The organism is Marinobacterium sp. LSUCC0821, assembly GCF_012848475.1.
Taxonomy (GTDB): domain Bacteria; phylum Pseudomonadota; class Gammaproteobacteria; order Pseudomonadales; family Balneatricaceae; genus Marinobacterium_E.
Window position 1 is genome coordinate 980,470 of record NZ_CP051666.1, and the last position, 15,166, is coordinate 995,635.

The 15,166-nt window shown below is 49.4% G+C and carries 14 protein-coding genes; 4 read left to right on the plus strand and 10 right to left on the minus strand.

Features of this window, described 5'->3' with window-relative positions; all coding sequences use genetic code 11:
- Positions 1-397: 397 nt before the first annotated feature.
- Both HH196_RS04785 and edd read right to left on the minus strand, forming a co-directional pair.
- Positions 398-1,033, minus strand: a complete 636-nt coding sequence (locus tag HH196_RS04785) for a bifunctional 4-hydroxy-2-oxoglutarate aldolase/2-dehydro-3-deoxy-phosphogluconate aldolase (RefSeq protein WP_169451022.1) — start codon at positions 1,031-1,033, stop codon at positions 398-400.
- 19 nt (positions 1,034-1,052) lie between these two features.
- A complete protein-coding gene (gene edd / locus HH196_RS04790) occupies positions 1,053-2,882 on the minus strand; it encodes a phosphogluconate dehydratase (RefSeq protein WP_169451023.1) in 1,830 nt (609 codons plus the stop codon).
- Between the two features lie 195 nt (positions 2,883-3,077).
- On the opposite strand from edd, the gene HH196_RS04795 reads away from it, so the two are divergent.
- Both HH196_RS04795 and HH196_RS04800 read left to right on the plus strand, forming a co-directional pair.
- Complete coding sequence (locus HH196_RS04795) at positions 3,078-4,769, plus strand: VRR-NUC domain-containing protein (protein ID WP_169451024.1); 1,692 nt, start codon at positions 3,078-3,080, stop codon at positions 4,767-4,769.
- The gene (locus HH196_RS04800) at positions 4,766-7,018 is read left to right on the plus strand and encodes an ATP-dependent DNA helicase (RefSeq protein ID WP_169451025.1); all 2,253 of its coding nucleotides are present in this window, start codon (positions 4,766-4,768) and stop codon (positions 7,016-7,018) included. The genes HH196_RS04795 and HH196_RS04800 overlap by 4 nt, the downstream gene beginning before the upstream one ends.
- Here HH196_RS04800 and trmH read toward each other — a convergent pair.
- Complete coding sequence (gene trmH / locus HH196_RS04805; protein ID WP_169451026.1) at positions 7,015-7,767, minus strand: tRNA (guanosine(18)-2'-O)-methyltransferase TrmH; 753 nt, start codon at positions 7,765-7,767, stop codon at positions 7,015-7,017. The genes HH196_RS04800 and trmH overlap by 4 nt on opposite strands.
- Positions 7,768-7,856: 89 nt before the next feature.
- On the opposite strand from trmH, the gene HH196_RS04810 reads away from it, so the two are divergent.
- Complete coding sequence (locus HH196_RS04810; protein ID WP_169451027.1) at positions 7,857-8,723, plus strand: prephenate dehydratase; 867 nt, start codon at positions 7,857-7,859, stop codon at positions 8,721-8,723.
- A gap of 1,180 nt (positions 8,724-9,903) precedes the next feature.
- Here HH196_RS04810 and HH196_RS04815 read toward each other — a convergent pair.
- On the minus strand, positions 9,904-10,359 hold the full coding sequence (locus tag HH196_RS04815) for a hypothetical protein (RefSeq protein WP_169451028.1): 456 nt from the start codon (positions 10,357-10,359) through the stop codon (positions 9,904-9,906).
- A 2-nt stretch (positions 10,360-10,361) separates the two neighbouring features.
- Positions 10,362-11,276, minus strand: a complete 915-nt coding sequence (gene gcvA / locus HH196_RS04820; RefSeq protein WP_169451029.1) for a transcriptional regulator GcvA — start codon at positions 11,274-11,276, stop codon at positions 10,362-10,364.
- Positions 11,277-11,399: 123 nt separating this feature from the next.
- Here gcvA and HH196_RS04825 point away from each other — a divergent pair, with 123 nt between their 5' ends.
- The gene (locus HH196_RS04825; protein ID WP_169451030.1) at positions 11,400-11,576 is read left to right on the plus strand and encodes a hypothetical protein; all 177 of its coding nucleotides are present in this window, start codon (positions 11,400-11,402) and stop codon (positions 11,574-11,576) included.
- A 34-nt stretch (positions 11,577-11,610) separates the two neighbouring features.
- Here the strand turns inward: HH196_RS04825 and tcdA are convergent, their stop codons facing one another.
- Genes tcdA through HH196_RS04850 form a run of 5 tightly spaced genes read right to left on the minus strand, consistent with a single transcriptional unit; the run spans position 11,611 to position 15,164 of the window.
- The gene (gene tcdA, locus HH196_RS04830; protein WP_371807847.1) at positions 11,611-12,417 is read right to left on the minus strand and encodes a tRNA cyclic N6-threonylcarbamoyladenosine(37) synthase TcdA; all 807 of its coding nucleotides are present in this window, start codon (positions 12,415-12,417) and stop codon (positions 11,611-11,613) included.
- Positions 12,404-12,616 carry a hypothetical protein gene (locus HH196_RS04835; protein WP_169451031.1) on the minus strand — a complete coding sequence of 71 codons (213 nt, stop codon included), beginning with the start codon at positions 12,614-12,616 and terminating at the stop codon, positions 12,404-12,406. The genes tcdA and HH196_RS04835 overlap by 14 nt, the downstream gene beginning before the upstream one ends.
- Before the next feature lie 48 nt (positions 12,617-12,664).
- On the minus strand, positions 12,665-13,348 hold the full coding sequence (locus tag HH196_RS04840; RefSeq protein ID WP_211160821.1) for a TIGR01621 family pseudouridine synthase: 684 nt from the start codon (positions 13,346-13,348) through the stop codon (positions 12,665-12,667).
- Complete coding sequence (gene hda, locus HH196_RS04845; protein WP_169451033.1) at positions 13,345-14,052, minus strand: DnaA regulatory inactivator Hda; 708 nt, start codon at positions 14,050-14,052, stop codon at positions 13,345-13,347. Before hda ends, HH196_RS04840 begins: the two co-directional genes overlap by 4 nt.
- A complete protein-coding gene (locus HH196_RS04850) occupies positions 14,049-15,164 on the minus strand; it encodes an AI-2E family transporter (RefSeq protein WP_371807848.1) in 1,116 nt (371 codons plus the stop codon). The genes hda and HH196_RS04850 overlap by 4 nt, the downstream gene beginning before the upstream one ends.
- Positions 15,165-15,166: the final 2 nt, after the last annotated feature.

Here is a 15,166-nt window from a genome sequence, read left to right on the forward strand (position 1 = left end):
TGGCAGACGTCAGTCGGGTAGAACTGCTTTTTATCGTTCCATCCATGGCAATCGTCGCTCCTGCAAATACTGTCGCGGCTTCCCTTCGGGAATGCGCTCCAACAAGTAGCTAGGTAAATACACCGTAGGAGCGCATTCACGCAAAGCGGGAAGCCGCGAAATAGAAAATACCCGAATAACCCGGGGATTGCGCGTAATTCGACATACCCTAGAAATTGCTCCTGCACAAATTTGTTCGGAACACATTTGAACAGCTTAAGCTGGCCCGAAGGGTGAGGGCAGGAAGCCCGAATATTTCTAGGATACCGGCCATCCATGGCCATAAAAAAACCGCCCCATTTGGGGCGGCTAAAAGTGCGCTCTCGCGCTAGTTTCCACGACCTTTAGGAAACGGACCCTACAGGGCTGCTGCCTTAGCAACAGCTTCTGAAGCTAGTTTGGTAATACCTGCCCAATCTTTCGCATCGACAAGATCTTGCGGTACTACCCAAGAACCACCTACCACACTAACGTTGGATAGGCTTAGGTAATCGGTAAAGTTATTTGGGCCAATGCCGCCTGTTGGGCAGAATTGAACCTGCGGGAAAGGACCAGCGATCGACTTCAACATTTTAGGACCGCCCGCCGCTTCGGCTGGGAAGAACTTAAACGAGGTGAAGCCATACTCCATGCCACGCATCAGCTCCGACACGGTGCTAATAGCTGGCAGGTAAGGGATATCCGATTCGGCACCCGCTTTAAGAAGCGCGTCAGTTGCACCTGGGCTTATGGCAAAAGCACCGCCCGCATCTTGCACCGCTTTCAGCTCTTCAGCCGTTGTTACGGTACCTGCACCCACCAATACGTCAGAGACGTTATGTGCAATCTCACGAATCACATCCAGTGCAGACTCTGTGCGAAGTGTCACTTCAAGCACCTTTAGTCCACCCGCTTTAAGGGCTTCTGCAATTGGTACTGCGTCTTCAACGCGATCAATGACAAGGACCGGCATCACCGGTGAAGTTGTTAATAGTGCTTCAGCTTGCGTACTCATTATCTCTCCGAATCCCTGCTTAGCTTTTCTGAATCGAGTTAAATAGAACAGAGGCACCCTGCTCTGCACCCGAAACCAACTGCCGCATCCCTGCGAACATTTCTCGTCCCCAGCCAAATTGATGGCTGGCTAAATCTGCTGTTGCCGCCTCACGTGCAGCAAGCGTCGACTCATCGACCAATAGGGTTAGATCACCGGTGTTTGCATCCAAGCGAATCATGTCGCCATCCTGCACCTTAGCAATCAGACCACCGTGCAAAGCTTCTGGCGTTAGGTGGATCGCTGCTGGCACCTTACCCGATGCACCTGACATACGACCATCAGTCACAAGAGCCACTTTAAAACCGCGATCCTGTAGTGAACCTAACATTGGCGTTAGCTTGTGAAGTTCTGGCATACCCATGGCCGCTGGGCCCTGGAAGCGCACGACCACTACACAGTCTCGATCAAGCTTACCCGCATCAAATAGCGCTTTAAGATCATCCTGCTCATGCAGCACGACAGCAGGCGCTTCGATAACAAAGCGGTCTGACGGTACTGAAGAGACCTTAATCACTGAACGACCTAGATTACCTTTCAGCAGTTTGACACCACCGTTTGCAGCAAATGGCTGAGCAGCGGTACTAATTACTTCAGAATCAAGCGAAACCTCTGGACCTTCACGCCATACAAGCTGGCCATTATTGATGAAAGGCTCTTGTACATAATCTGCCAAGCCGTTACCGAAAACTGTCTTAACATCGTCGTGAATAAGACCCGCTTTAAGCAGTTCACGTACCAACAGCGACATACCACCCGCAGCTTGGAAGTGGTTAATATCAGCACTGCCATTTGGATAGATGCGCGTGATAAGCGGAACTAGATCCGAAAGATCTGAGAAGTCATCCCAGTTCACAATGACACCGGCTGCACGCGCCATCGCAATGATGTGCATGGTGTGGTTGGTTGATCCACCTGTAGCCAAAAGCGCCACGATACCGTTAACAATCGCCTTCTCATCAATAACCTGATAGAGCGGACGGTAATCACTACCCTGAGCTGTGATACGACAAGCCTGCTCAGCAGCAGCTTTAGTCAACTCATCACGTAGCGGTGTATATGGATTGATAAATGAAGAACCCGGTAGATGAAGACCCATCGCCTCCATTAGCAACTGGTTAGAGTTCGCTGTGCCGTAGAAGGTACAAGTACCAGCACTGTGGTAAGAGTCCATTTCACACTGTAACAGTGCATCACGACCCACCTTACCCTCTGCATACTCCTGACGAATACGCGCCTTCTCTTTGTTTGGAAGACCGCTCGGCATTGGGCCTGCAGGAACAAAAATCACAGGCAAGTGACCAAAACTCAACGCACCAATCAACAGACCCGGCACGATCTTGTCACAAACGCCCAAACATAGAGCGGCATCAAACATGTTGTGAGTAAGACCTACGGCAGTCGACATGGCGATCTGATCGCGACTAAAGAGACTCAACTCCATACCTGGCTGACCCTGGGTCACGCCATCACACATTGCTGGGACACAACCTGCAACCTGAGCAGTACCGCCCATACCAGCAACAGCATTTTTGATCAGTTCAGGGAAGTGCTGGAACGGTTGATGAGCAGAGACCATATCGTTGTAGGCTGAGATGATGCCAACGTTCGCGCTGTTCATAAGCTTGAGCGTATCTTTCTCAGAAGATCCGCATGCCGCAATACCGTGTGCCAAGTTACCGCAGGCAAGAGTAGAACGCGCCACTTTGGAATCTTTAGCTGCTTCCATACGCGCAACGTAATCGGCACGGGTCTCACGACTGCGCTCAATAATGCGTTGTGTGATTTCAACCAACTTAGGATGCTTCACAGGTCACTTCCTTTTATCTTTGTTTGAAGAGCAAAAAGCTCCTATGTAATTAAATTACATTTTAGACATCAAAAATCGGAGTAACAAGCAATTTTTTGGAATATTTACGTAAATAAGTTAGCAATCTCTAGTTAATAGAGACAAAAGCCTCAACTTAGAACTTTTATAACTTCTATCAGTCAGTAAACTACCTGCATGGATAGCCAACCGCACAATCAGCCAAAAGCGCAGTCGCTAGAAGATCCCTTCTACTACCTAGCTAACGCCAACACGCTTATTCACTGGGTGATGAGACTGCACGCAGATCTGCTCAATGAGAGCGAGAGAGCTTTGATTGGTCACTACCTTAGCCTCCCCAAAAATGCTCAAGCACTTCTGATACGTATGATCATGCGTACCCAAACCATCTACAGAGCTTCGCAACTTCAGCACTACGCAGAAATTGGTAGCGATATTGAAGAGCTAGCAACTCAATTGGAGCAATGTGATCTGATTGAGAGAGACCCTCTCTTAGAGCTCAATGAAGTAGCAGATCTAATTAATAAAGAGGAGTTACTCGCACTTGCGAAGCGATTTATCCCAACACCACTGGCCAAATCGAGTTCAAAGAGGGCTTTGTTAGAGCTACTAAACGTTCAATCCCTACCCGCCAAGCGACTGAGCGAATGGCTAGCAGTACCTACAGACTCATTTAAACTCAAATGCCAGCCACTCTTTGATCGTCTGCGTTTAATGTTCTTTGGCAACCAAAGACAGAGCTGGAGTGAATTTGTTGTTACGGAGTTGGGTTACTTTAACTATGAGCCGATCCAACTGGATGACTCATCACGCGCATTTCACCATCGTACAGAGGTGGATCAATACCTAGCGCTAAACGCTATTTATGAAGAGTCCGAAACAACACCTCTTCCCGAGCGAATTATCAGAGCTCAAGAGATCATGCCGATCAATAGCTGGATTGCCGGTCGTCACGGGCGGTTGCTATACAACCTAGGACAAGAGGCCGAGAGAGCCGCAGATATAGATACTGCACTCTCGTTATACGAAGCATCTAGCTTAGGTGATGCTTTGATTCGTGAGCTTCGCCTGCTCGAAAAAAGTGAGCGCTACGAAGCCATAGCTCCTCGCATCACAGGCTATCGCCAAGAGAGCCCGTACACACCAACCCCCTTGCAAGAGCTATTGATAAATCGTGTTGAAAAACGATTGAGCAAAAAACTGAGTACACCGTTCACTCCTATCATCCTTAAAGAGCCCGAACGAATTAATTTAACGACGCCTAAACTGGACACACTTAGGGTCGAACAGACCACTGCCCTGGCGTTGGGTAACGATAGCAATACTCTCTTCTACGTCGAAAACTGCTTGATCAACACTCTGTTTGGCCTACTCTTTTGGGATGTTCTCTACGCACCTATTCCAGGAGCCTTCTTTCACCCATTCCAAGCTCAACCTGCAGATCTCTATCGCAGCAATTTCAAAGAGCAGAGAGCAGATCTTATTCAAGAGTGCTTTAACCGTTTGGATAACGGGGACTACCAAGGGGCTATACGCGATCGTTACCAAGAGAAATATGGCATCACCAATAGCTTTATTCACTGGGGAGTCGTCTCTAAGGAACTGATAGAGCTGGCGTTAGAGATCATTCCAGCACAACACCTTCGAAAGATATTCGAGCGTCTTCTCAGTGACTTACGCAACCATCGCAGCGGTTTTCCCGATCTTATTGAGTTCAACCTAAAAGAGAGAAACTACCGGTTGATTGAGGTAAAAGGGCCCGGTGATCGCCTTCAAGATAATCAGAAGCTCTGGCTGGATTACTTTGTTGAACAAGAGATTCCTAGCGCCGTCTGTTGGGTCGAGTGGCAACAGGATGATGCACAGTGAGTAATCGTATTTCGGTTCGCTCTCTCTGTGAATTTACCGACCGCATCGGTGACATTGACCATCGCTATACGCCTGCTCCGACAGCACTTGAAGGAATCGAGGGTCACCAACGTCTGCAAAAGCGACGCGGTGCAAGCTATCAAAGTGAATATCCCATCGAACAGAGTTTTGAAGAGATCACTGTTCGCGGCCGCTGTGATGGTTTTGATCGAAGCAAACAGCTCGTCGAGGAGATTAAGACCTATCGCGGTGATTTAGAGCGCCAATCACTAGGCCAACGCAATCTGCACCTAGCACAGCTTAGAAGCTACGGTGCAATGATATGCCTAGAGCAGGATTGGAAGCGCATCAACCTTAAACTCAGCTACCTAGAGATCACCAGCGATGAGGTGACAGAGATTGAGTTTACCGCCACCGCCGACGAGCTAATGAACGAACTTGAAGCGCGTGTAGAGCATTTCAAACATTGGCAAAATCGACTCAACCAGCACCGCGCTGCAAGAGACCAATCACTCAAAGAGCTTAGCTTCCCTTACAGTGAATTTCGCAAAGGGCAGCGAGAGCTTGCTGAATCAGTCTTTAAAGCGGCCAAAACCCAGCGCGACCTGCTAATAGAGGCGCCAACCGGATCAGGCAAAACCCTTGGTACGCTCTACCCTAGCTTAAAGGCCGTTGCAGCAGATGGACTCACCAACCTCTTCTATCTAACCACTCGCAATACGGCTAGAAAAGTGGCGTTTGATGGCATCAACCAATTAAGGGAAGGTCAACCTAAGCTCATCGCTGTTGAGTTGGTCGCTAAAGAGAGTGGATGTATTGAGCCAGACAAGTTGTGCCAAGCCGATAGCTGCCCACTCGCAAAGGGGTTCTTTGATCGGTTACCCAATGCCAGAGAAGTGGCATACAGCTTGAACTGGACGAATCTAGAGAGCGAAGCGCTTCGGAAAATTTCCGAAAAACATCAGATATGTCCCTACTATTTCGGACAGGAGATGGCACGTTGGGCTGATATCGTTGTGGCGGACATTAACCAGTATCTAGCACCTACAGCGATACTCAGTGGTTACCTGCACCAGGATGAGTGGCAAACCCTCGCACTTGTTGATGAGGCGCACAACCTAGTGACGCGATGTCGCGACCTCTACTCGATAGAGCTCAAACAGAGCGACTTCAAGATTGATATTCCAGCCACAGAGCAAACCAACAAACTCAGCAGAGCCCTTGAATCAGTGCAGCGTGCTTGGCAACAGGCGTGTAAAGAACAGACCAGCACACCAAGCTTTGATGAGATGCCGCCCGAGAAACTCGAGTTTGCGTTACAGTCACTGGCAACAGAGCTTGGCGATCAGCTAGCCAAATCTCCAGATCAACAGGAGCTGCAAAACCTCCTCTTTTTAAGTTCGGCCTATCTAAAACTGGCAGAGCAGTTTGGCGAGCACTCCATCGTTCGACGCAGCAAAGCTAAACGTGGCCAGGCTGAACTGGCGCTGCTCAATTTAGATCCATCGTTCTTTCTGGCACCCCGCTGGGCCGACCTAAACTGCGCAATTTTGTTCTCTGCAACACTCAAACCGTTCGACTACTACCAGAATTTACTCGGCTTCTCTGAGGATTCAGTATCAGGCTCACTCCCCTCACCCTTCAATGCGGAGCAGGTGGATGTTGAGATCGTCAAATCTATCGATACTCGCTATGCGGTCCGGGAGAGATCCGTAGTACCGATCGCACGGAAACTTGTAGAGATGTGGCGAGCAAAACCTGGCAACTACCTCTTCTTCTCTTCGAGCTTTAGTTACCTTGAAGAGATATCAGAGGCAGTTGCAGATATAGCACCTGATTTACCACTGCATAGACAAACTAGCGGTATGCGAAGTGACGAGCGCCAGCGCTATCTAGAGCAATTTTCAGATGAGAGCCAACTATTGGGTATGGCGGTACTCGGCGGGCTATTTTCTGAGGGTGTGGATCTAGTCGGGGATCGACTCATCGGAGTCGCCATAGCCACACTGGGGTTACCCCCTTTTGACCCCTTCCACGAAGTGATGCGTGAAAAATTTGAACTGCGCTTCGGAGCGGGTTACGACTACACCTACCTCTATCCTGGCATTCAAAAGGTAGTTCAAGCGGCAGGCCGCCTAATTCGCACCCATCAAGACCAGGGTAAACTGCTGTTGATCGATACTCGATTTGCTAAGCCTGAGATTATTCAGCAACTGCCAAGTTGGTGGCCTGCCCCATCCTTCAGTTAGAGCAAACCCTCTCTGCGTGCCTCTTTGCGCTGCTGCCTAGAGACACGTTTCATCGCCAACAGAATATCGCGGCCACGTGCAATGATGGGTTCAAGCCCTTCACGACTCAGCAGCTCGCCATTCAAATCGAAAGCGGGGTACTCAGCTTCACACACTTGATAGTAACGAGCCAATTTAGGGTAGCGTGACTCAAAGAGGTAACGCGCTGTGCGCTCTGCAGGCAACCCCTCACGTTCATACATACCCGCATTTAAACGCTGACGTTGCGCCTCAATCAGAATAATGCCCGCGGCGGTTGATACATTAAACGACTCGACCATACCAAGCATGGGGATGATGATATGCTCATCAGCCAGTGCTGCCGCTTCGTCGCTGATACCATCCTTTTCTGCACCCATCATAATGGCACATGGCTGGGTGTAATCAACCTTACGAAAATCGACAGCGCTATCAGAAAGGTGCGCTGCATAAACTTTCATACCTTGCGACTTAACAGCTTGAACCGCATCCACAACGCTGTCATGGGAGACAGAGTCGACCCAACGGTCACTCCCCATACTGGTACCGTTGAAACTTCGATACCCCGCTTCAGGCTCAACAAAGTGCATCTCTGCGATACCCACAGCATCGCAGTTACGAATTAACGCCGAGATATTACGCGGCTTGTGAACACGCTCTGTAATTAGCGTCAGATCCATTTGACGCTTTTGAAAAACAGCCCTCAGTCGGGCCTCTCGTTCTGGTGACATATCTATTTCCTGTGCAATAGACCGAACCTTACCAAACTCTTTATAAGTTGTGCGATAATCGCGCTTTACAAAATTCTTAAGTAGTAGATATGACTGACCTACCCGCTAAAATCGCCTACCAAGGCATGCCAGGTGCCTACTCGCACCTATCTTGTACGCGTGTTCATCCAGAGCTAGAAGCTGTCGCTTGTTCAAGCTTTGCAGAAGCGATGTTTATGGTTGAGCGTGGTGAAGCGCGCCTAGCGATGATTCCGTTAGAGAACAGTACAGCCGGTCGTGTTGAAGAGATCTACCGCTTAATGCCAAAGACTCAGCTACATATCCTGGCCGAACACTTTGAGCCTGTGAACCACTGCTTACTCGCCATTCCTGGCACCAAGGTGGAGCAGCTTAAACGTGTTTGGTCACACCCTCAGGCGCTTGCACAGTGTGATGGCAACATCCGTGCGCTAGGTTTAGAACCTATTGCAGCACTTGATACAGCGGGATCTGCAGCGGATCTTGCTGCCAACCCGACTTCAGAGCTTGGCGCTATAGCCTCCTCTCTAGCCGCTGAACTGTATGGCCTAGAGATTATCCGCGAAGGTTTCCGCGATGTGGACGGTAACACTACCCGCTTCTTGATCTTGGCACGCGATAGCAAGGTACCTGAATACGATCCATCACAAGAGTTCATGACCTCTATCCTATTTACCGCACGCAACATTCCAGCATCGCTCTATAAAGCACTGGGTGGCTTTGCTACCAATGGCCTGAACATCCTTAAGCTTGAGAGCTACATGGCCTCAGATACGATGCAGGTGACCAGTTTCCACCTCGACGTCGCTGCCCATACCCAGCAACCAGAGATGCAACTTGCCCTACAAGAGCTGCACTTCTTTGCTAAAGAGGTACGTGTAATGGGTACTTATGCTGCTCACCCATACCGTAAAAGCAACCTAAGGGTCGAAGACTAATAGGCTTTATATTGCACTGCGTTATAAAAGAGCAATTTAAAGAGTAAATTGACCTAATAGTCAGCATTCAAACTATTGTGCACCGCACAAAAAAGCAGTAAATTTAAAGAGTCTAAAGGATTAGGCCGCGAACCATCCCTTGTGTTCGCATCCCTTTCTTCAAAATTTTCATCGATTTGAAGATCTTTCAGCCCGGCTACCTAGCCGGGTTTTTTTATGGCCATGGATGGCCTGTATCCTAGAAATGCAGGAGCAATTTCAAGGGTATGGCAGGATGTACGGTATGTCGCGGGCGCATGGATGCGCAGGAGCGACGATGGACAGGGATGTAATGTATCCTCGGCGTGTAGGAGCACGACGCCGAGGGTATGTACAGGATGTACGGTATGTCGCGGGCGCATGGATGCGCAGGAGCGACGATGGACAGGGATGGACGGTATCCTCGGGTTATTCGGGCTTCCTGCCCTCACCCTGCGGGCCAGCTAAAGCTGATCAAATTTGTTCCGGACAAATTTGTGCAGGAGCACGACGCCGAGGGTATGTCGAATTACGCGCAATCCCCGGGTTATTCGGGTATTTTCTCTTTCGCGGCTTCAGGCTTTGCCTGAATGCGCTCCTACGGTGTATTTACCTAGCTCCTTGTTGGAGCGCATTCCCGAAGGGAAACTACGTCAGTATGTGCAGGAGCGACGATGGCCATGGATGGAACGATAAAAAGCTGTTCTACCCGACTTGCGTCGGCCAGCCTTACTTTTCCCTTGTCGGAAAAGTAAGCAAAAGGACACCCCGATCCTTCGGCCTTCGGCACACTGCGCGCGATACTCTTTTTCTGAAGCTTATCAGGACCGCACAAGGTCGGCATCCTGCCTCCGTTGTGCTCTTCGGCCGTCCATGGCCTTAGCCTGAAAAGCTCTTAACCGAAAAAGAGCACCGTGCTCGTTCTCAGTCGGACGGGGAAACAGGGTGCCTAATTCGAATCTCGTGCCAATCGTCCACGTCCGATCGAGAGTAGGAGCTAGCCCATAGGGCGAAGCGAAATATTAAATGCCTCGCTTCGCCTTTCAGGCTAGCTCCTACTATCAGTTCAATTTCGCGGCTTCAGTCTTTGCCTGAATGCGCTCCTACGGGGTATTTGCCTAGCTATCCGTAGGAGCGCATTCCCGAAGGGAAGCCGCGAAAATCATTGGGCCTCAAAAAAGAAATCCACCGGTAGGGTCTCACCACTCTGCTGAGTGATTATCAAACGCCCCTGCCATAGCATACGCGCTGTCGTGCAGACAGCCAGTTCCGTTTTGCCGCGCCAAACGCCATCTTCAAATATGAACGGCGTTTGATTAATTCCCATGTACTCTTCAGTACCCTGCAGATCCAACCAAACACCCTGAGGTTGCTCACCAGAGACTGCGAGCGTAAATGTTAGTGGTGTTAACGATGCAGCAGGTGAGGGATTCATAGTCAGTGAGAGATGCTGTCCATCATTCAAGTCGAGCTGGCAGCTCTCTAGATTGATATCACAAGCCATCACCTGGGCATCACGCTGCAAATAAGCATCGAGGTAATCTTGCAGTAGATAGATGAGCAGAAGCAGTGGCAAAAGCACGGCTACGCCCAGGAGAAGCGGTCGAAGCTTAGGCATGGTTAGCCGATGCGTGACGATGCGGCATCAACGTCCGCCTGCATCTCTTCAAGAATCCAGTCACGAAAGGCCATCATTGCTGGCGTGAGTGTTCTGTTCTCTTTGTACACTAGATAGAAGGCGTTGTGGCTATCCAATCGAATATCAAAAGGTGCCACCAAACGCTCACTCTCCACCTCATGTTTAAGCAGCGCCACATCCGCAAGGGCGATACCTGCACCTGCAGCAGCAGCCGATACAGCAAGCGCTGTACTTGAGAAGGAGATCGTTTTGCTCACCTGGCTGATACTGATGCCATTATCTTGAAGCAGCTTCGTCCACTCATGGCTTCGGCCAGATACGTGAATCAGAGGGTAGCGCAGAATATCGCTAGGATTGGTGATAGGACCATCTGTCTGAATCAGATTAGGACTCACCACCGGTGTCAAGAAGATATTACGCATAAAGTGCGCCTCTACACCTGTCCAGTGCCCTTTACCGTAGTAAACTGCAATATCGGTATCACTGTTATCAAAGTCGATGTAATCGATCGATGACTCTACGCGCAGCTCAACTTCGGGGTGGCGCTCCTGAAAACGTGAGATACGTGGAACCAACCATCGCGTTAGGAAGGCTGGTGCGATACTCACCTTCACCACATTGGAGTTAGGTGAAGAGATGAGACGGCGTGTCGCCTGCTCTAGTTCATCCAAGGCCAACTGCACGGAAGGGAGATAGCGCTCACCTGCAGCTGTTAATGAGATAGTGCGTTTTTCACGCTTAAACAGCTCGACACCCAAGAACTCTTCAAGTGATTTCAACTGATGACTCACCGCCGAGGGGGTGACACACAACTCCTCACTTGCACGGTTAAAACTTCCATGACGAGCAGCAGCATCAAAGACTCTAAGTGAGTTTAATGGAGGTAAGCGACGCATCTCAAAATACCTTTATGTGAATTTATCTCAACAATAAATCAAAAAACGATCGTTTGTCGAGAAGAAATCTCAGCCGTATGATGATCACAACTTAAACGGAAACAGAATTTAAAGGGTATCGAAATGAACTACTCATGCACAAAAGAACTACACGAACTAACTGCAGAAGCTAACGCACTACGTAGCGCTTACATTGCGAAAGAGATCAACAAAGTTTCTTCACGTCTTAGCAAAATCTTTGTTAGCGAACTTCGCACTACACGTACTCAAGCCCTGAACGTTCTTACTCAGGCAGCTTAAAAGATTTCATCTTTTGGTGGGTTAGGGGTCAACCTTAATCCGCCTGTTTTCTATCTCGAGCATCCCGCTCAGCAATCTTCAACAGCACTCGCGAAGTAGCCATATTGGCAAAGGTCGCTGTCACCGCTGTAACCGCACCCAAACCACCAGAACAGTCTAAACGAACATCGCTCTCACCAAAGTTTTTGGTCGCACAGACAGAGCCATCTGCTTGCGGATAGCGCGCCTGCTCATGAGAAAAGACACACTCTACCGAGAATTTCTTACCGCTTTTGCTAAACCCAAAATGGCGCTTAAGAATCGAGCGCACTTTTGCAGCCAAGGGGTCATGTTCGGTTTTACTAAGATCTGTCACAGCGATCTTTAATGGATCTATCAAGCCACCCGCACCGCCTGTAGTAATGATCGGGATTTTACGGCGACGGCAGTGCGCGATGATGGCCGCTTTAACTCCAGCACTATCAATCGCATCCACGACATAGTGGATTGGATCCTGGAACAGCTCTGCAAGGTTATCCTGAGTGGCGAACATCTCAATCTCATGCACTATAAGGTCTGGATTAATCTCTCGCGCCCTATCCGCCATCACCTGAACTTTTGAATTACCAAGGGTTGAGTTCAGGGCATGCATCTGACGATTGGTATTTGAGACACAGATCTCATCGAGATCGATAAGCGTAAGCTCGCCAATACCACTACGGGCTAGCGCTTCGACTACCCAAGAACCAACGCCACCGAGCCCCACCACTGCCACATGCGAGTGACTGAAAGCACTCAATGCATCAACACCATAGAGGCGACCTATGCCTGCAAAGCGGTCGATATAATCAGGATTCATCATCTATCTCTGTGTAGACTGGATTGCCACAAACTTGGCATCGCCCTTCAATAAAAACGATTCCATGTAGCTCATACTCTTGCGGATCGGTCATACCTAAATCCACCTGCTGGCAAACGTCACACCAGGTGTGATGCATCAACTCCTCTCGATCTTTTAGATCGCGTGAGTTGAAGTCTCTATCTATTCGTTCGTCACTCATCACAAACCTTGGCAGCCATGTTAGGGCTAGCTAAAAACTAAAGCTCTTTTAAAAAACAAAATCCCAATGTGAAGGGAAGAGATTCTCTTCATGGAAGCGCTTGAAGAGCTCAGCAAATTCACTTCCAAGAAATAGAGCGCCCTCATTTGGCTTAGACTCAATTGTAAACTCACTGCCCTGGTAACTAAACCTGAGGTACCAGGCATGCAGATAGGTGCGATCTGAAGAGGATGTACCATAGCGATCATCCCCTAAAATTGCTGCACCCTCACTCTTTAAAGCCACTCGAATCTGGTGCGTTTTACCCGTTTTAGGACGGCAGACAAAAAGCCTAACTCCTGGAGTAATACTCAATGAGAAGAAATCGGTAATCGCTGGATTATTTCGGGTTTTTGCAAGCTTGAATGAGCCACCGCGGGCAGGCAGCATGTCACCCTGAATGCGCCCCTGCTTTCGTTTGGGCTTTTGATCACTTAAAGCTAGGTACAACTTAGTAATACGATGCTCTGCAAACTCAGCACCTAACTGCGCTGCCGCTTCAGCACTCTTAGCCAGTAGCAGTATTCCAGAGGTAACCTTATCAAGACGGTGAACGAGCCAGAGCTTATACCCTAGTTGCGCTTCAAGCAGGGTAACAAACCCCTCAGCCTCACCCTCTTGATGCACATTGAAACCGATCGGCTTTTCAACCGCGACAAAGTCGGCATGGTCCAATAACAGTTTAAACGTCACTGCCAACCTAAAACCTGTTTAGCGAATGGAATGGTGAGTTTGCGTTGATGCTGCAGTGAAGCTTGATCTAGCGCTTCAAGATAACCTAGCTGATCAGAGAGCTCTCGTGAGCCACGACTTAGCAGATACCGAGCCAGCTCATCATTTAACTGCAGGCCACGATCCTCAGCATTTTTCTGCAGGGCCGAGACCTTTTGATCATCGCTAATGGGATGCAGTTTAAAACTCAAACCCCAAGCAAGACGTGACTTAAGATCAGCCAACTCTAGGCTGAGATTAGCGGGAGTTTGATCACCCGACACAATCAGTACGCCACCAGCATCCCTTACACGGTTGTAGAGGTGGAAAAGACCCTCTTGCCAGAAAATATCTCCATCGATTTGATCGACACCATCTATACAGAGAAGGTCAAACTGCTCTAACCCATCGAGCATCTCAACCGAGTACTCAGCACGTTCCGTCAAAGGTAGATAGATAGAACTTAATCCAGAAACATCGGCGGCATTACAGACTGCCTGGAGAAGATAGCTCTTACCACTACCCGAGGCACCATGTAGATAGATGAAGGGCTCGTTCGCCTCACCTTTTGCGGCATTGGCTAGCATGGGGATAAGCGGCGACGGCTCGGCTTCAACAAATCGATCTAATCGCGCATCACTGCGAAGCGAAACACTTAATGGAAGCTGCTGTGGGTTTGGGGTCATTCGCGCTCCGAACTCCCCGATGATGGTAATTCGCTGCTAGATGGTAATTCGCTGATAGTAGCACTCTCATGATGGTAGAGATGAGAGTTTTTGTAACCGCGATGCAGGTGAGACAGCAGCACACGGATAACCGCAGCGACTGGCAGCGCCAACAAAACACCTACAAAACCAAAGAGCTGGCCTCCCGCCATGATGGCAAAGATAACGGCTACAGGATGCAGGCCAATCTGATCACCGACCAGCTTAGGGGTAAGCACCATACCTTCAAGCGCCTGACCGACCGCAAATACAGCCGCAACCCCTAACAGAATCATGGGGTCTGCGAACTGAACATAAGCCGCAATACCTGAAGAGACGATACCAACAATAAAACCTAGGTAGGGAACAATGCTGGCAAGCCCTGCAAGTAGACCGAGCAACAGTGCCAAATCGACACCCAGAATTGCCAAGCCGATCGCGTAGATAACGCCCAACACCAGCATCACAACCAACTGCCCTTTCATGAAAGCGCCTAGTACCTGGTCTGACTCACGAGCCCAGAGCGCAACCTTCGGCTCCACATTGCGCGGCAGAAGCTCGCCTATGTTAGCCACCATATGATCCCAATCACGCAGCAGATAGAAGAAGACCACGGGAATCAGAACCAGATTAGCCAGCCAGGCAGCAATCGCGACACCAGATTTAGTAACTGAGGCGATAATCAACGTCGCGAAATCACCCGTCGTTTGCCAGTGCTGCGCAATGATGGCTGTGATCTGTGCAAGGTCGGGTTTAGCGATGGATACACCTAGGCTACTCTCAACCATAGGTAGCAACTCACTGTTCACGAGCTGAATTACCCTAGGCAAGCGCTGCGCAACAATCTGCACCTGAGCCGATAACTGAGGAATAAGGAGCAATAGTGCACCCAATACAATAAACGCCATCAGGCTAAATACAATCAAGACTGATGAAGTACGACTTAAGCCCTTAGCTTCAAGACGATCAGCCAAGGGGTCAGAGATGTAAGCTAACAGCGCACCGATCAAAAAGGGGCTAAGGATGGGCGCCAGCAGATAGAGTAAAACGGCAAGAATCAGAGCGACGATCAAAATAAACCAACGTTGCTGCAAAG